General features: G+C 42.2%; 11 protein-coding genes, 1 tRNA gene and 1 pseudogene. 3 read left to right on the top strand and 10 right to left on the bottom strand.

Features of this window, described 5'->3' with window-relative positions; translation table 11 throughout:
• Together K2Y18_05385 and K2Y18_05380 are read left to right on the top strand one after the other, a co-directional pair.
• A partial coding sequence (locus tag K2Y18_05385; protein ID MBX9805169.1) for an RNA polymerase factor sigma-32 occupies positions 1-159 on the top strand: 159 nt, incomplete at its 5' end.
• Positions 160-219: 60 nt separating this feature from the next.
• A complete protein-coding gene (locus tag K2Y18_05380; protein MBX9805168.1) occupies positions 220-1062 on the top strand; it encodes an MBL fold metallo-hydrolase in 843 nt (280 codons plus the stop codon).
• A gap of 137 nt (positions 1063-1199) precedes the next feature.
• Here K2Y18_05380 and K2Y18_05375 read toward each other — a convergent pair.
• From K2Y18_05375 to K2Y18_05350, 6 genes and pseudogenes are all read right to left on the bottom strand, one after another.
• Positions 1200-1273 (bottom strand) — tRNA-Gly (locus tag K2Y18_05375).
• Positions 1274-1375: 102 nt separating this feature from the next.
• On the bottom strand, positions 1376-1531 hold the full coding sequence (locus tag K2Y18_05370; protein ID MBX9805167.1) for a hypothetical protein: 156 nt from the start codon (positions 1529-1531) through the stop codon (positions 1376-1378).
• A 69-nt stretch (positions 1532-1600) separates the two neighbouring features.
• Positions 1601-3721, bottom strand: coding sequence for a hypothetical protein (locus K2Y18_05365; GenBank protein ID MBX9805166.1), 2121 nt, complete (start codon positions 3719-3721; stop codon positions 1601-1603).
• Positions 3722-4138: 417 nt separating this feature from the next.
• On the bottom strand, positions 4139-4285 hold the full coding sequence (locus K2Y18_05360) for a hypothetical protein (protein MBX9805165.1): 147 nt from the start codon (positions 4283-4285) through the stop codon (positions 4139-4141).
• A gap of 85 nt (positions 4286-4370) precedes the next feature.
• Positions 4371-5016 (bottom strand): annotated as a pseudogene (locus tag K2Y18_05355) (integrase core domain-containing protein).
• A gap of 130 nt (positions 5017-5146) precedes the next feature.
• Entirely contained in the window at positions 5147-6445 is a 1299-nt protein-coding gene (locus tag K2Y18_05350; GenBank protein MBX9805164.1) for an amino acid permease, read from the bottom strand.
• Between the two features lie 676 nt (positions 6446-7121).
• On the opposite strand from K2Y18_05350, the gene K2Y18_05345 reads away from it, so the two are divergent.
• A complete protein-coding gene (locus tag K2Y18_05345; GenBank protein ID MBX9805163.1) occupies positions 7122-12350 on the top strand; it encodes a hypothetical protein in 5229 nt (1742 codons plus the stop codon).
• Positions 12351-12363: 13 nt separating this feature from the next.
• On the opposite strand, the gene K2Y18_05340 is transcribed toward K2Y18_05345, so the two are convergent.
• From K2Y18_05340 to K2Y18_05325, 4 genes are all read right to left on the bottom strand, one after another.
• Positions 12364-14250, bottom strand: coding sequence for a hypothetical protein (locus tag K2Y18_05340; protein MBX9805162.1), 1887 nt, complete (start codon positions 14248-14250; stop codon positions 12364-12366).
• Between the two features lie 102 nt (positions 14251-14352).
• Positions 14353-14961: a superoxide dismutase gene (locus tag K2Y18_05335; GenBank protein MBX9805161.1), complete on the bottom strand. Its 609-nt coding sequence runs from the start codon at positions 14959-14961 to the stop codon at positions 14353-14355.
• 96 nt (positions 14962-15057) lie between these two features.
• Positions 15058-18030 carry a hypothetical protein gene (locus K2Y18_05330; GenBank protein MBX9805160.1) on the bottom strand — a complete coding sequence of 991 codons (2973 nt, stop codon included), beginning with the start codon at positions 18028-18030 and terminating at the stop codon, positions 15058-15060.
• Between the two features lie 266 nt (positions 18031-18296).
• Positions 18297-19064: a hypothetical protein gene (locus tag K2Y18_05325; protein MBX9805159.1), complete on the bottom strand. Its 768-nt coding sequence runs from the start codon at positions 19062-19064 to the stop codon at positions 18297-18299.
• Between the last annotated feature and the right edge of the window lie 48 nt (positions 19065-19112).

Below are 19112 nucleotides of genomic sequence, written 5' to 3'. Positions count from 1 at the left end.
ACGGTCTGGCGCTTAGCTGAGCAACCCGCAACGTTAGAAGATCTTGGAAGACAGTTAAAAATCAGTAAAGAAAGAGTTCGACAAATCGAAGTTCGCGCCATTCGCAAAATGCGACATCATTTATTGCATAATATACACGATCTAAAAGAAATGATATAATTTTACAATATCTGTATTAATATGAGAACCACAGAATACAAAGCATAACAGGGGTTGGGAATGCATAGAGGGGATGCCATAAAGGTAACATTTTGGGGTGTACGCGGAAGTTGCCCTCAATGTAAGCCCGCATTTGCAAAAGTAGGGGGTCATACCAGTTGTGTTACTCTTGAAGTGGGTGATCACTATCTGATATTTGATGCAGGCACGGGACTTATCGATGCGGGTGATGACATGGTGAAGCGTGGTTTAAGGGGAGCAACAATGCTCATTTCACACGCCCATGCAGACCATATCAGCGGGTTTGCCTTCTTTAAACCCTTGCATCAGCCAGATTTTGAACTGACCGTGATTGCTAGCGGTTTGTTATCTGAAAAGAGCACAAGTGACGGCATCGAAGCCGTTCTGGGGCGTGTCACCTCACCCCCTTATTTTCCTGTTCCTTGGGACCAAATTGCTTGCAAAAGAACCTGTGTTGATGTGCCACCCCACGGCCAGTTCTCCGTAGGGTCTTTAAAAGTCTCAACCATTCCTTTGGACCACCCGGGGGGAAGTGCGGGCTATCGCGTGGATATTGGGGATAAGTCGATTTGCTATATTACGGACACCTCCCACACACCAGGAGAACTTAACGCGGAACTGGTTGAATTTATTCAGCGCACCGACTTATTAATTTATGATGCGACCTTTACAGAGGAAGAATTTGCGGCATTCCCTACCTGGGGGCATTCGACCTGGAATCAGGCGGTTGCTCTGGCTAAGGCAGCAGCGATTCAAGATCTTGCTTTATTCCACCACAATCCTGAACACGATGATGCGATTATGGAGGGTATTGAGGCCGAGGCACGCAGTCACTTTTCCCGCACTTTTGTTGCTCGTCAGGGTATGACACGGGTTGTTTGATATACTTTTTTACAAATTCACTTTGCCATTCTTCCACGGCGTGGAAGAATGGCAACAAGATTGAACGAAGACTTCTCCAAAATAATGACATCTACGCCATCAGCCATATGGATTTGATCAGGGTAATTTCTGTATAATGGAGCGGGCGAGGGGAATCGAACCCCCGTCGTAAGCTTGGGAAGCTTCTGCTCTACCATTGAGCTACGCCCGCACCCGCTCCCCATCTATAGGAAACTTCGATAGGTTTATCAAGCCTGATTCAAAGAAATGTACGAGTTCATAGGGTTTGAGACTCAAGTAAGCCCTCGAGTGCTTATTCATGATTTCCTTCATCCGCCAAAAATCCTCCAATTTGCACTACCCAGATGGATTTGTACAACGGACAGTTTACGAGAAGGTCCGCATGGGTACCATCCCCAACGATTTTACCTTTGCGGGTCCCAACAAAATAGGATTCGTCCCCATCCATCTCTCCTTCAGAGGGTATCGTTACGGTAATTTCTCAATGCTGTTGCCAGCTGTTGAGTTTGTCTTATTTTTATTCCGTATCGCTGCTATAGTCTTGATGTGGATAGAATGTTTCTCCCTCTGACTCGTCACTATTTTCTTTTTCACCCAATGCAAAAGGATCTTCTTGCTGAGGCTCATCAGGCGACTCTATGATTGTTTCCAGCTGAGCAATATAATCATTTTTTTGCCTAAGTTTGTCTAACAGTTCTTTGCATAACTCATTAAGTACAGCAGAGCGCACTACGTTTTCCCTTAACACTTCCTTGTAACCTTCCAACTGCACTTTCGAGACATACGATTGGACACTTAATTCCTGATTTGTATTTGTGATTATTGCTAAAGAATTATTGAGTGATTGAATTTCTTTGCCAAGTTTCGCTTTCTGTTTCTTTACTTTCTTTAATGCACCATGATACCAAAATCTTGGGTCTGTCGTGGGCTTCCTGTTTTGTGTTGCTGCAACTCGAGTGAGAGGGGCATTATTATCATTAGCTGAAGAATTTTTCTGTTTGTCGCTTGCACGAACCATGGCGTGTGATTTGGGATCTCTACGGTTGAATTCTGACCGATGCTTATCACCCTTAACTCCAGGAGTCTCTCTTGATGAGCGTTGTTGACGCACAACTCTCTGTAAACGCTTTTGAAAAGTGGAATGTCGTTTTACAGCACCAGGATGAGAAGTTCCAAGTTTACTTGATGATGCAGTGACTTCTTGCAATTCTTTTACCTCGCTAGCCAAACGTTGGTTGCCTAAGTTTGCTTCCCTGAGCTTGGCTGAACTTTGTTGCAGCTCATCGTGAGCATTCGCTAGCTCTCCCTGTAACCTTTTTATTGTTTCTTCATTCTTGGTGAGTTGATGTCTCTGGTTGTCAATTTTTGTTTGCTGCGCATCTAATTTACTTTTTAATTCCTCTGGAATATTTTTGGCTCTCTTCAGCTCGTCTATAAGCGCGCGGATTCTCTGCAAGTAAAGTTCTTTTAACTTAGTTGAATTTTCGACCTGCCGTTCCAATTCCTCCCTTTCCTTGTTCGAGCTTCTAACCTCATCGTTCTTTTTTTCTTCACTTTGGTTTCTGGCTTTATATTCGATATCAGCAATGGTTATTAATAAATCGCTAATAATATTTGCTTCCACCCGGTATCGTTCTAATTTTTCTGTAATTTGTTGGCTTTGACCTTCAGTCAATGGGGCACTTACCAGAGAGACCGTAGACTTATTGCTCCTTGGGTTTTTACTTAATTTTTTAGATTTTCTTGTCGTCCCTGAGTCTGCTAGGTAGAAGGGGGGAATGTCAAATTTTGGGATCAGAGGAGAGCTCAAACAGCTCAGGATACTGGCTAGTTGCAACTGGTACCATGTTCGCTCAAATTTAGGATTCTGATGCGCGCAGTAAAGTGCCAAGCGATTATTCTTTATCACTATAGTAAAATCAAGGACATTAGCGTCAATATTTTTACCATAGGGAAAATTGGTGACAGGCTGCAAAAGACTTTTTCCGTAAACAACATCGCAATAATAATCAAGAATGAAAAAATACTTAGTCCCCCATTCTTTGATTTGCCCGTCACTTAGTGCGTAAAGAGACTTTTCACTATCGAAGTGCGCAAACCCAGATTTTTGCTTAGAATTTATAACAGCAAGTTCCAAATGCGATCGTAATAATTGTGTGAAAATTCTATAAACAAGCGCCCGTAATTCTGGAAGATTATAATCTTCAAAAAATTCTCTTAATTCTTTTTCTTTATAATTCATAAGAATAAATTCTATTGTAGAATCTCGCAATCCGAGATCTCGTTTGCGTTGGTATATAGTGTATAACGGTTCATAGCCTATTACGGTATCAATATCCAGAAGCTTATTTTCTCTGACATAGTACATATATTTGTTGAATACCTGTGCTTCTAAATTTGCATGATCATTGCACAAATCCATAATGATACCGCGAAGCTCGTCCTTTGTCCTCTCGTGCAATTTTGGGGCCATTTCTTTATATTTCTTAACCGTATCTTCCATTTCTTGGGATATTAGAAAGGGAACGAACCCAGGCAGACTCTCTCGTGGACCGGTATTTTCCATTGATAAAATAGGCGTTACGTTTGTCGCAATAAGGCTCAGGACTAGGGCTAATGTATAAAATATTGTATTCATAGGTATATAAAAAACTTATTATGGGTTTAATGGTTTCTTGAATATATGTAATGAAACGTTACTAATTTTTCAAGTTTTTTATTTTTGGTTACGAATTCGCGATATGTCCGCTTTAATTAATGCGTTAATTGTCTGATTATAGACTGAACAACTTCATTTATTCTTGATAGAGGGGTGCGGTTTGTTTTCATACAATTTCGCTCATCTTTTTTTCTCCTAAAAGTTATGAAAGACCTAAGTTATTATAGTCCTAGGGGGAAAAAAGCAAATGGCAGATTAAAAGCATATTAAAGAAACATCGTCCAAGGATATATTCCTTTGATCTTACAAGCACAAAACATAGATTAGATTTTGCTTTTCTTAAACATCTCAAGAAACCCCGGAGCCGATCGAGCAAGATTAAACGAAACAAACCCCCTACTTGTTGTCCCTATCTTCCCAATCAATATATCCAGCGCTCTTTAGAAGACGTTTAACCACGACGTCATTGACTTCTTTCTTTTTCAAAGTTTTCCCAGATTGTACATCGAGGACATCACGGTCAACGGTTAATGTGCCATGCATCTCATCACGTAAGATGTTACAATATTCGGGTTGATCATTCGCCCAAGCTTCAATTTCGGGCAGATAAATCCTATAAGATCTGTCATTACCAGGGTTGTTTCCGCATCGTTGTTAATCCTTTCAAGTTTCTATGTGGCCTATAGGTATTGTATTTATGAAGAGCCTTTGTTAATTCAGCTCTGATTCCACCAATAGAATCAGCTAACAAGTTGCTCCTGTTGTAAAATTCTTCCCTAAATATACGATTACCTCTCTCAACGCCTCCATTGTAAGTTGGCTTTTTTGGGGGTAAAACAATAAGAGGTATACCAAGATCTGCACAAGCCTCTTCAAATTCGGCCATAAACTCTGAGCCTCCATCTACTTGGATAGATTCAATCTTAAACGGGGTTTTCTTAACCAAATCAAGTAGAAATCTCTTGGCAGAAGAGCTCTTGGCATGGGAATAAATGTCAGCATCCATAAACTTAGATCGTCGATCCCAAGCTTGAAAATGTTTTACGCAAATTCCGTTTTTTGTCACTGTCATATGATCAATTTGCACACGCTCACCCATAACCATGGTTTTATAATCCTTATACCCCAGGGTATTGCGTAGCCTTTATTAAACCTTCTTTTTCCCATTGTCGGGCTTGATTTCCATATTTTTTTCGGTACACATCCAAACATTCTTGTGTACGGGTATAAGCATATAATCTATAAATATTCTTGTGCGATCTCTGGATCTGCATAAAAAGGCCTCCTGAGCTTAGGTGTTTTAACATCCCTATTCTCAAGGCCTTTTTTAATGTCTGGAAGGGGGCTCGCAAGGGCTATTGATGGGCCCGTTCTCCCCCTCCAGCGTCTCATTTCTATCTGAACTTATACAGAAACCTTGGCCCGTGTCATCCAAAGACGCATGGGGATGCCGAGAAGGACAATCACAAAAGACAGGGCGACCATTTTCAAGCTCGCAGCCCACAATGCCCATCCGGCAAAGCTCAAAGCACCGATGCCCAAAGCAATTTTTGTAGGCGTTATTTTTCCGTCTCGAATCATTAATTTTAAATAGGCCAATACGGATATGGCATACACTACCAAAATAAGAAGAGTTGCCAATTCAATAATAAAATTAAATTGCTCCATTAAACTGTTTTGCAGCGAGAGCAATAAAAGCGGAATAGAACAAAACGACGAGATGATTACGCCCCAATAGGGTGTTCCATGCGGTGTTGTTTTCGTGAAGAATTTTGGAAACAACCCGTCATGTGCGGCACCATAAGGGATACGACCCACAATGATCAGGTATCCGTTGAGGGTTCCTAAACAGGAGATGATGGCGGCAAACGTGACAGGCGCGCCCCAAGCCCCGCCGAAGATTCGCTCAGCCGCATCCGCATATGGCGCTTTGGAGCTAAGCAAATCTTGAGGGGGGACCACGCCCATAACGACGATAGCGCCCAAGATATAAACAGCGGCGGCGATCACGGTTCCCAAGACGGTTGCTCGGGGAACGGTCTTTGAAGCATTGTAAACTTGCCCGGCCGGAATGGTTCCCGTCTCAAGGCCCACAAACGCCCACATGGCAGCCAGAGTGGCAGAATTGAGGGCCATTCCGAAGGATTTGTCAGAGACATTGATGTGGGATGTGATGATTGAAAAGTCAATATAATAGAGCCCAATCAAAGGCAAAACTAAGAGAGGAACCACTTTTAACATCGTAATCACGAGCTCTGTACGCCCTGTCACTTTCAGGCCCGTCAGGTTAAAGGCCGTCAATCCAGCAACGACGAGGACCTCCAGGCAGAAGTGCGTCATCTGACTCAATCCCCCACAAAGGGAGGAGATATACCCGACGGCACCAATGGCAAGGGCGGGATTGCTCATCCAAGAGAGTACCCAATATCCCCAGCAAACGTAGTACCCGACCGTGTCGCCAAAGGCTTCGCGGGCATAGAGATACGGACCGCCCGTCTTTGTTTGATGGGCGCTTAAATTTGCAAATACCAACGAAAGCAAGATGGCGCCGAGTGAGGCGGCTATCCAGCCAAAAATGCTGACGGTTCCATAGATGGCGAGGGTTGCGGGCAGCAAATAAACGCCCGAACCAACCAAATTCCCTGTCACCAGGGAGGTTAACGGCCAAAGGCCAATTTTATCTTGTGTATGTCGCGATGTCATGGGTCTCTCCCAATAAAAATATAAAACAAATTCTTTCCGTTCAGGGAAAAAAAATTAAAACAAATTGTAAGGTGATAAAATAGAGATAAAGCGCTAGCTGCGCTTGAGGGACTTGGATTTTGAACATGTAAGAGCAACCAAGGTCGAAAACCCTTGGAGAACAGTCATGTTTATGTGGCGTTCCAGCCGGCTCATCTTAAAAAATCCATTTTTTTAAAGTGTTCATTTCCTAATACATATGAGGATCCAGAATCAGGATGTCAAGAAAAATATCTTGTTTTCTCTAAAGCGTTAGAAGCTTTAGAGCAGATACATACAATACAAACTCGAAATTCATTAATGTCAGAATCAAATCATTTTCCTATAGAAGAACGAGAGGTTCTAATAAACAAGATAAGACCCTGTTGTTTCATACACTGTAAAAAATACGTAATATATTGATTTATTGGAATATAAAGATAATGACGTTTTTTCCCATTTTTCCAAATCACCGTATTTATACGGTATCGTACTTTCTTCCCTTATACGCTAAAGCTTGAAAGTTTACTGGAAGCATCAATTCAGTTTAGGGGAGAACTCTAACCAGATCTTGAATCTCGTAAGAATAAGGTTTGCCAAGGGGTCCACAGAATAACCCCAATATTTGTAATAATTTTAAGATGTAGAAAAAGAATATATGAATAAAACAACCTTGCAATTGTTAATGATCACGTCAACGTCAGTTATTCTTTGTGCTCAAGGCGCAGAAGATGAAAGGCAGGGGGGTGAGCATCCCAGAAGAAATACACTCTCTATATCCCAACCTTTTGAATTTCCAAAAGAAGTCAAGCAAGCCTTGGTAAGGCTTGCATCACCTATACAAGAGGCTATCCGCCTTCATGCTCCTAAATTATTCACCGATGACATGACGGAATTTCAAAAAAGAGCAATTGTAGTTACTCTCGGTAGACTGAAGACCTCCCAAGCAATTGAGCAAAGTTGTGAAGCAACCTTCACCTTGACGGACTTACTTTATGCCAAAGGTATGATGAACGATGAAAGAAAAGCTTGTGTTCCAATTCTTTTAGAATTAAACGCCCCTAAACTCATCAAGTCGGTATTTTATGAATTGAACACTTACGGAAATGCATTCTTTCCAGAGAAAATGAGTCCGAAAGAGTTAAGAATCATCCTTGAAGCACTGAAGAAACATAAAAATCCTAAATTCGCCGATTGGGTATTTGATGGACAAAGAGAGAGTGGGAATTCTCTCTTTACAGAGGATATGACGGTGCATGACAGATCTCACGTTATTGCTGCCTTCATAAGAGATGATCGCCTAATTATTCCTTTATGCAAAACTCTCAAAGCAAATGCACCTATCCTTTTTCCCATAACCATGAATTGTAATGATCGAGTGAAAGTAATAGAAGCTCTCTGTAATTTAAAAAATATAAAGCTCATCCAAGGGGTTGTTGAAGGACTAAAGCTGTGTGGAGAGGCTCTTCTTCCGAAAGAGATGAATGGTACGGGAAGAGCACAAATTATTGAAGCTCTTGGAAGACTGAATGACCCAGACACGATACTTGGGGTGTGTGAATCCTTGAGAACTGCTGATTTAATCTTCATGGATTCAAGTGCTGGTGGCAGAGTAAATTTCATACACAAAATTTCACTTATCACAGATTCTAATATAATCCGACACCTCTCCCAGTTCATCGCCGCTTTCGGGCATGTGTTTTTTACGAAAGACATGGACAACAAAGAGAGATCAAGATTTATAAGTCGTCTTTGGGATGCAGGCGTATCTTATCTTAATTATTATAAAAATTATGAATGCCTGAATCGATTATCAGATATTATAAGAAACTTTAGTAAATTATTGTTCCCTGAAAATATAGATGGTTATGAAAGAACACGTATTCTTGAAGAACTTATAGACTTAAGATCTGTGGGTGATAAAAGGGGAATACCGACTCTAGAATTATTTCCATTCGAAGCTTATGGGGATGTACTGTTCACAGAGATTATGGATGCCAACAGCCGAATAGAAGTTATTAGAGCTGTTGGTCGGATAAGGGACCAGGAGAAAACAGTAGCGGTTTGTGAAAGTTTGAAAAGGTTTGGTCATATTTTTCTTAGAAAACAAAAGAGGGGAACAGACAAACATAAAATTATTACAGCTCTTAGCAACCTTAAAGACCCTGAAAGAGTTAGAGTTGTCTCTTCAAGCCTTGAAGTTTGTGGAGACAAATTAAGAATAGAGGGTAGGAGCTCTGTGGACAAAAAACACATCATTGAAGCTTTTGGAGGTATTGAAGATTTAAGTAGGATCACTGATATTTGTCAGACATTCAATAAATACTGGAACGCCCTTTTTACTAGGGAAATGAGTACCGATGAAATCTGTCACAGCATAAATCAATTTAGAAGTCTCAAAAACCTTCAGACGATCCATAACGTATGTGAGGGGCTTCAGATTTTAGACAACCCAACCTTATCAGGAGGGCTCATTCCTGACCTTGGTAATCTTGAAAATGCACAGACAATTGTTAATGTTTGCAACGGCCTCAAGATCTGTGGCACCAAAATCCTTAATCTGATTCCAAATGACAAAATTAAATATAGAGAATGCATAATAGGTTCACTTGCAAGCCTTAACCCAGAAACCATCATTATGGTTAGCAACGTGATCGTGTCAAATGATCAGTTTTTTTTCACAGATAGCACGACTTATCATGACAGATCCCATATGATAAATATCCTCGGTAAGCTCGGAGATGTGAAGATTATATCAGCCATAGGGGATGGACTGAAGCTATGCGGCAGTACGCTTGTCCCAAAGGAGACCTCTACTCAAGATAAATCATCGGTCATTTATGCGCTTGGGGATCTTAAAGATCCAGAGACTATACGAGCTGTATGTCAGACAATTAAGACATATGCTGCAGCCCTTTTCACTGAGAGAATGAGTACTCAGGATAGATCTTACTTTATCAAGGCTCTTGGAAACCTTAAAGACTCAGGAAAGATGAGCGCCGTTTGTCAGGCGATTCAAATTGTTGGGGATGCTTTTTTTACAGAACAAATGGATGGACGTGATGGATCATATATTGTTGAAGTTCTTAGTGATAATACTGACTTAGAAACACTGAATGCCGTAAGAAACGGACTAACGATGTGTGGTAGTACTCTTTTTACTGAGGGGATGGATGGACGTGATAGATCATATATTCTTAAAGTTCTTATAGATCTAAAGGATCCTAAAATTATCAGATCGGTATGTGAGGTCGTCAAGTGCTATGAGAACGCGCTCTTCAATCAAGAGAGTAAGGAAGGAAGAGCGTCAATTGTCAAAGCACTTGGGAGTTTGAAAGACCTCACTACGATGAACGCTGTATGTGAGTTGATCAAGAGCTATGGTCACGTTCTTCTTACTCAGATCAGTGATGGAACGGGGGTAGCAGAAATCCTCGAAGCTCTCGGGAGCTTCAAAGACCTAGAGAAGATGAAAACTGCGTGTGAAGTTGTCAAGAGGTATGAAGGCATACTCTTCAATCAAGAGAGGAAGAATGGTAGAGCAGCGATTATCAAAGCTCTCGGGAGCATGAAAGACCTCGGTACGATGAGCGCTGTATGTGAGCTGGTCAAGACCTATGGCCACGTTTTTCTTACCCAGACGATTGCTGGAACGGGGATTGCAGAAATCCTTGAAGCTTTCGGGAAAATGAAAGATCCAGAAACGATGAGGGCAGTATGTCAAGGGCTTGAAGTCTGTGGCGACGCCCTATTTTTCTGTGGTGACGCCCTATTTTTCTGTGGCGACGCCCAATTTTTAGGAAAGGTAAGTCATTTAGGATCCATTCTTCAGGCTCTGGAAAGTATGAAAAATCCAGAGAACATCATGTCCGTAAGTAGAGCCATTAAGGCTTGTGGTCACATGTTATTTTTAGAGAATTTAGAAGGATTTGAAAGAGCTAGTATCATTGGTGCATTCGGGAGACTAGAAAATGAAGAAATCCTGAAAGTAGTATGCGAAGGTATAAATAGGTATGGGACCCTTCTTTTCACAAATGAGAGATCTGGAGGATACCTCATACATATCCTTGGCCAATTGAAAACCTTAGAAAAGGTCTGTATGGTCTGTGAAGGTCTAAGGACATGTTTTCTTGAGGAGGCCACAGAAAGAGTCACTTCACCCTTAAAGGCATTTATTATAAGGGCCCTTGGAAAAGGGGAGAGTCTTGAAGCCCTGCAAGAGATGTGTAAAGCCTTCATTCCTTTTCAAGATGCTCTATTCACGAATGAGATCGGGGAAAATCACTTTCAAATTCTTTTAGATCTCACAAAAAACAAGACAATTCTGCCTGTGTGCCAGTCAATAAAGGAAAACCCTTTCTGGTATGAAAGAGCAGATATTGTCGGGCTTCTTATGAACATAACGAATGAACAGCGTCAAGTGGATGCGTGTCATGCTATCGCGAAGCTGGATGGACCCCTCTTTACGCAAGAGATGCCATGGCATGTTAGAATTTCTGTATTTTCCCTGCTGGGTCTGATATCAGAGAAATATGATCTCAATTTGTATCTAACTGTAGAAAGTTTACTCATGGATGCCTTAAGAGATTCAAATATGCAATTTGTTCAAAGAATTCATGATCCAATTCTTAGTTTTCTTCTTTTTCATAATATTCATGAAGAAACACGCCTTTATCAAGAATACATTGCTGCGGGTTTACGTTTAGATTTCAAAGACAAACCCGAGAGCCCGTTTGTCGTCTATCAAAACTTGATGAGAAGGCGCGGTGAGAAAGTTGATTTTGGAAACCTTATGTGTGCCTATGAAGCTATTGAAGATACTTATGTCTCTTTAAGTCCAGTCTTTTTCGCCAATGAATTATGGAAACCCATAACACTCCAGGATTTGCCAAAAAATCATGAGGGTCTTCTGAGCTACTTTCAACAGAAAGTCATGAGTACGAAGCGCTTTATGGAAAGTCAATGGGGACAAGGAATGCCAACAGTTGCACAAGCAAGATTTAGACCTTATCTGACGTTGAGTCATGATGAGAGAGGGGAAAAAGTCCCCCCCTCGGATACCAAAGTTAAATTTATGCATATTGTGAGTGCCCTTCAAGAAAAAGATACTGATCCCGTGATAGTAGATAATACTGAAGATACTCTATCTGCTTCTGATGAGCGGTTCTTAAGCGCTCTTGGCCAAATTCAAGGTTGCTCTCAAGGGTTTCAAATGGGTATCAACGACGTTTATAGCCAGATGCAACTGGGGTGCTTAGCGACTGATTATGAGCTTGTTATTAAAGGTGTGGTTTCTCAAATTGTTAATGAATTTATAAATTCAGGGACAAATGACTTTTATAAGGCATTGTGTTTGGTGCACAAAAAATATGATGTTTTAAAACTAGAGGGAGAGGTCGCTTCGGGCGCTCATCAAGTTCAATACTTACGAAATTTGATTGGTCTGCACATTGGGCTCGAACCCATCGTTAGGTTTGATGTTCATACCCAAGAAATTTACTGGAGTATTTTACACTACTCTTCTAAACAAGTTCTTAATTTGATGTATGGAACTCACTTCACGCCTTCCTATTTCATCGAGAGGTTCAAAGTCAGGTTTGATAGTTTACCAGAGAAACAGAGAAGAAATGTGCAAAATGTATATTGTGATCAAGATAGCTCGAAAAGAATAATGGCTCACCCAGATTTTTGGATGTTTGATGAGGACGCAAGTACGGACGAGGAAGATCGTGAGAGTGATCCTTTAAAAGGCTGGGAAACGAAGGGCATTAGCTACAAAGCGATTGTGAAGATTCTCTCGAATCTTGGTGTCGTTAAGGCTACGCCGATCGCTCCGAGTCTGGAGCCGAACAGTGTTCCTTTGCCAAATCCGTGGCTGAATGGCTGAAGTAAATTTGAGATTAACTTCCCCTGCTTCCTTCCCGTCCCGCAAGGTAGGCAGCAACTTGGCGGCCAAACCACTTGCTGTGCCATTGGAGACGTAAGTTCTCGAGTTGGGGAAGGGCGTCTTCTTCCCTCATCATCTTTGTGTTGAGGCGATAAACCACATAGTCGAATCGTGCAATGGCGCGCACAAGGGGGGATGAGGCTTTTTCCATCAATTCACCCAACATCTGAAGCGCCGCATCGGGCTTGTCTTGAGTCATCAAGACCCGTGTTTTTGCAAGGTCAAATACTTCTCCTTGTCCCAAGTTTTGGGGGCGCGTCTCTTGCTCAATGAAAGAGCTGAGCGTTTCCATATCATCTGTTGCAATTCCTGCAAGGAGGATTAAGGTCGTGATTTGATTACGTAACGGCGCAGGGTAGGTTTGCAAGATGGTCTTTGCCAATTGGAACTGAGCCCGTTGCTGTGTCATGACGTCGGGATTTTTCGTGAAAGAGGGGGGTTGTTGAAGCGCTTTTAATAAGGTCAGCCATATCTGGACCTCTGGTTCCTGACTGACAACCTGCAGATGATTTTCAGCTTCTGGCAATTGATTGAGGAGAAGATACCCCAACCCTTGAAGCATTTGAAACAAGGGGATGTTAGCGATGCTGGGACGCTCATGTGCCAGATGGGTGAGATATCCCATCGCTTCAGACGGTTTGCCATAACTCAACATCAACCAAGCAAGCTCCAACTCTCCCGGACCATGTTGGCTGTGGGGCAGATCCATCAACTCTTCATTAATCTTCTGCTTTCGATCTTCCCAATCCAAGTCTCTGGCATCTGCAAAGTAGCTTAAGGGCATCGGTCGCGTTCGGCTTTGAGTCCGCTCTTGGGGGGAGGAAAACTTCAGTCCTTGAGGGTGTATTACCGCTGCTTGGATTGGGGTTGATCGAATTGTTAAATCATAGTCTAGAAGTTGAAACCCCACACCTTGTGTGGAAGACAAAATGTGAAATTGTGGAAAAGATTGGGCTTGGGGGATATTAAATCCAACTTGGTGGGACGGAATAATAACGAGAGCATGTCCTGTGAAGGGGTCCGTGAAGCGAACTTCCATGCCTGGGGATTTCAAGCCTATGATGAGCCCCTCTTTGGTCGATTGGGGCAATTGCATGGGGGCATTTTCAAATGGAGGAAGGGTCGTCGGATTAAAGGAGATTTGCCATGTAGCCTCCTCTTTCTCAACGAAGGGCGTTTGATAAGGCGTCGTAATGAGTTCAAGAACAATCCCCTTTTTGACAGGAATTTCCTTCAGACTCAAGATACCTGGTAAGGGGCGTTCTTGAAGATTAGGAAGATATACGGATGCGCCTTCATCAAATACAATCCACCACTTTCCGGGAGCACCCCCTGATGCTTTTACAATAGCCAAAGCTGGCGTTTCATGTCCCCAATCAAATCGAAGCGTTGTCTCGATTCCATGCACGTTTCCTGAAACGATGAGAGTTTGCTGTTTGTCCTGATCTGCTTGGGCAGGAGCAGCCAAACACATAGAGGTAATGAGCGGTTTCACTCGTAATGTGAAAGGGAGAGAAAAATTTCCCTGGAGCTTTCCAAGGGTGCAGTTTTTGTATGTAAACCCCCAAGAGGAAGCCGGATCCTCTACAGCGTTGCTTTGTTGGGGTTTTTTGGCACATGTGGGAGACATGAGGAGGAGGTTTAGGCATAGGGTTAAGAAGACTAAAGAAAGGGGCATTCTTCCAGATATCTGTATTTTTACCTCTCCCCTGGTGGGAGAGGTCGCCACTAGCGGAGCACTGTGGCGGGTGAGGGGAGTGTATCCGCAGTAATTATTTTTCAAGAGGCTAATGGGTATGTGTTGGACAACACCCCTCACCCGCCTCTTCGCATAGCTCATCGGCGACCTCTCCCACAAGGGGAGAGGTAAAGAACAAGGAGCTATTAAAGAAATGACGTCATTACCAGTCTCATTCACGTTATTGTTTGCAGCAAACATCCGTTAGCGACCTTGGGGCTCTCTTAACATAATGGAGGCAAAATCCCAATTGACGAGGTGGGCCAAAAAAGTATCCACATAGTCAGGGCGACGGTTTTGGTAATCCAAATAATAGGCGTGCTCCCAAACATCACAGGTCAACAGAGCTGTTGCGCCGTGCACCATGGGAAGATCCGCATTGGCTGTTTTCATAATACGCAAATTCCCTTTTTCAGCCACAAGCCACGCCCAGCCACTTCCAAATTGAGTGATAGCTGCTTGTTTGAATTCTTTTGCAAAGTCTTCATAAGACCCAAAAGCCTTATCAATCATGAGTTTCAAATCACCAGTAGGCTCTCCTCCCCCATTTGGCCTCATACAATTCCAAAAGAAGGTGTGATTCCATACTTGCGCTGCATTGTTAAAAATGCCAGCCTTCTCAGGACTTTTGGCCGTCGCATGGATGATTTCTTCCAAGGATTTTCCGGCAAGGTCAGTATCTTTCGTGAGATTGTTGAGGTTTGTGACATACGCTTGATGATGTTTACCATGATGGAACGTCAATGTATTTGCAGAAATGTGGGGCTCCAAAGCGTTGAGGTCGTAAGGCAGTGTAGGTAGTGTGTGTGTCATGGGGGGTCTCCTTTATGGTGTTTTTTTATCGCTCACTTTATCCTTGAGCTAACGTTAAAATTCCCCCCTTCGTCAAGGGCATTTTGTGATTATCGTTTATTTCAGATCTTCATCTTTCTTGCTTTCTTTCTCCTTTTTCAAATCTTCATGAACTTCTTTAGCAAACTTTCTGAAGGATCCAGCACGTCCAGGATCCAAAGTTGCATTGGAGCTTTGATTAGACCGATGCTTGTTATGATAACCGAGAACTTGGTTGCCAACTTTCATTTTCCGGCCAGATCCCTTTGTTGGTTTATCATAACCCCCCTTCTCAGCAATCGCTCCCTTCATGATTTTTTTAAGATCTTTGGGAGTAATGCTTTTCCGGTTGTCAGGATCTAGGAAACGTTCTAATAATTTCACCTGTCTTTCCTGGGCAGCAATTTCATCCTTAGATTGAAGGGTTTGTAAATACTCATCCGCTTCTAGGTCAATTGGCTCAGCTTTTGGTTGCCTTTTTTTCAGCTGTGCTTCACTAGTAGCCGCTCTGGCCCCTTCTATATTTCCTTTAAACAGTTCATAAAATATCCTTCCTAAATCTTCGTTATTTGATTTCTTCTGTGCGTTTCGCTCGAGGATACGCAAAGCAGATGTCGCAGCCGACATATTTTTCATGCTTGCTGCTTTCAAATACTTAACCGCTTGGGCGACGAGGGGAGCAGGATTCGGGTGATCTTCTTTTAATGCATTTTGATATAGACGAAGACCAAAAACATATTCGGCTATAGTAAATCCTCTACTTGCACATTTTGCCATGGCATCCCAACCCTTATCATCTCCACGGCTGATTGAATCAGCTGAAAGACTGTAGGCTACTTCGATGTTTTCAGGATCTAGACTCGATAGTATTTCTCTTGCCAACACTTTATTTTTTTTACAATGCTTGCCCTCATATAAATAGAATGCATATTGATAGGCGGCATCTGGATCACCCCATATCCACCCCTGTTTGTAGTATTGTATTGCCGTTTCATGATCTTCCTTGGCGCGTTTTCCATGCCATCCATTTTGGTAAAGGGCCCCCAAATTATAGGCCGCGGGACCACTATCCATTTGATAGGCAAGTTCATATAACCGTATGGCTTCGTCGATATTCTTCTTTCCAAGAAATCCCTTTTCATGAATGAATCCAAGATTCACAAGAGATGTAGGCAGGGACAATGATTGTGAATAGTACTGCGCCGCACGCTCATAAGATTGAGGGATACCGCACATCCCTCTCTCATAATAATGCCCCAGGCAACTGATGGCGATGAGGTCATTTTGAGACGCTGCTACTTCAAACAACTCGAAAGCTTTTTGGCTATCTTGGAGCACTAAATCTCGATACCCATCTCGAAGGAGCATTGCTTTAGCGGAGATATACTCATTACTCTTTTCCAAACAAGCAGTTAGACAAGATACCAACATACGGGCTTCATCATCGGGCAATTTTTCTCTTTCGTGAAATAGCATAATTAGCCAATGTTCAAAGGCTTCTTCGAGCCCCCCTTGAACACATATTTTGAGATGTCTCTTGGCTTCAATGATGTCTTTTGGGAACGGGTAGTCATTTTCTTCCAAATTATCCGGGGGGAAGGAATGATTAAAGAGATGGTATAGGTAATGTGAGGCTCTTAAATCACCTTGACCTTCTGCTCGTTTCAAGAATGCGCAGGCCAAGCCAGGATTCTTCTTGTAAGGAGGTAAGCCAAATAAGAAACCTTCAGCTATAATCTTTGATGATTTTCCATCACCCAAGGTGGAGGCCATATTATAATACTTTTTTGCTGCTTCTAGATCAGGTGCCGACATACCTCTTCCCTTTTCCAAAAAGCAAGCAAGGTTGTATGCTGTTGTTGCAGCATTAATTTGGCTGGAGGGAGCATTGTTGAAGGATTTTCCATCTCCATATAAATCAGCGGCTTTCTGTAGGCACTGCAGAGCTTTGACATCATCGATAGGAACATCACCCATCCCTTTATCATAAAGACCACCTGCGCATCTGAGGGCATTAATATAGAACACTTCCACACATGAAGAAGGGTTCCCTCGGACATGCTCAAAGACCTTATCAAAACAGACCACGGCTTCGCGAGGGTTTACTGGAAAAGGTGAGTCTTCAGCAAGCCCCATGAAACACATACCCATCTCACTAAGGGCATTTGGGGAGCCTCCGAGAGAGGCAAAATACCCCCAGTACAAATCTTCGTTTGGCATGTCTCGAATAAAGTTAAATTCATCTGTCATTCGATGGCTCTCCGCATGGCATTTTAACCGATATTGAAAATTTGCGTTACCTTGTCGAGCAGAGGCTATATTTAGAAAGCTATGCCGTGTTTTATCTGGTTGAAAAATTCTCTTCATGTTTCCTGGGAGCACGGTTAAATAAAAACTTGCGAGTACTTCTTCTTTTGATCTAGGTGCTCCTATTTGAACAGAAAGGATTTCAGCCTCTTTGAGGTATTGCTTTTTCAGTTTAATCTTGTGCCTCTTTATTTCTGTTTCATGCTCTGTTGCCAATCGGCCGTAGGTCAAAATGCAAGGGATATGGGCAAAGCTTGCTCCCGCTTCAAAATACTGAAGAAGGTATTGGAGTTTCTTCTTTGGTTTGTCCGTGGGAAGATTTAATTCTAAATATCGACCAAGGATATGATAACCGAATCCAAGTTGGTTAATTTCACTGAGTTTCTGAATACTTTTCATGGCTTCTTCCGGGGATATTTGTCCCGGGGTATAAAAGTTTTGAGCCAAAAGGGAGATGGAGAGATGAATATCTCCCATTCCAAAGCCAAGCGGAACGTAAGGAACATGGCTAAGACGCTCGGCCCAGACTTGGCAAAGGGGCTCACCTAAGTCAGCCGGTTTGACAAGACCTTGCTGATTCATATGATCAAGATAGGCATAAATACGCACATCATTGACGGGCGCTTCTGTCAAAAAGGCTTTTGTGGCTTCTAAGTACTCTTTCTTCTCAAAAAATTCTTCCCCTTTATCAAAGGATTGTAAGGGCGATATCGCCAAGAAGGTCCACAGTAAATATTTTTTCATAAAATTTCCTTAATAAAATGCATCATATTTTGTTAATTTAGAATTATACATATAATAAAATAGTGTTTTATATATAAATTGTATTGCTCATTACTAATTTCAATGTATTTTTGAATTTGATGGTAAGTTTATAGGGATAATTCATCTATTCGGAGTTACAATCCCCCAACTCACGTTAACTTATATCACGAAATGCCTTCAGGATCATTAAAAAAGGGAGGACTTCTGGTCCTCCCTTGAGAATACGGTCATTTACATTCCTCGAATTAATCTCCAAAGGTTTTAGAATCCTGCTTTTTGAGAGGGGCAGGAGGTGCTGATGGGTCCCGATCACTACGCGTTCTCACAGGAGCAGGTGGGACAGGTCTTTGAGGGGGAAGGTTCAGTGTTTTAGAATCCTGCTTTTTGAGAGGAGGCTGACCAACATACTCAGGCGGAGCAGATGGATCAGTACTGCGCTTTCTCGCCGGTGGGAGTGTTGGTGTCTGAGCGCGCGTAGAACCTGCACTTTCTGCTTTCTTTATTTTGCTGCTGGGAGAATATTTACATAACTCGGCGGTCCCCTCTTTTTTCATTTCATTCCATTCATCTCTATCGGGTAAGGCATCTAGTTGCTCCTGAGTAAGATCCAGTCTTTCTTTTAGAGTCTTACCCATTGCATTCATACCTGCCTTATTTCGGTCTATTTTTTCTTTTAAATCCTTCTTTTCTTTATATTGTGAGTTGCTCAGTTCGGCGTATTCTTTTGAAAGTTTTTTATCTTTTGACTTGTGTGTCTGATAGATAGAGACTCTTGTCCAGGGCTCGACATGATCAAGGCTGTTAACTCTTGCTTCATGAACTCTTTTATCAACACAATCAATATTAATTCCCCAAGGGACAGTCCAATCGAGAATATCATTTCTATTAGGGCGTATAGCGTCTAATTTTTCTTGTTCCGCAGCACTTGGCATTTTTTGCATTGCTTCCGCACCTTCGAACACATTCAAAGAAATCAATAGAAGAAATAGCCTAAGAGAGAAAAGCTTACCCATGGAATACTCCTAACATTTATGACGCTCTATCTTCATCTTAAGGCAAAA

It is taken from the genome of Alphaproteobacteria bacterium (assembly GCA_019746225.1).
Lineage (GTDB): Bacteria > Pseudomonadota > Alphaproteobacteria > Paracaedibacterales > VGCI01 > VGCI01.
This window is presented reverse-complemented; position numbering and strand designations above follow the sequence as displayed.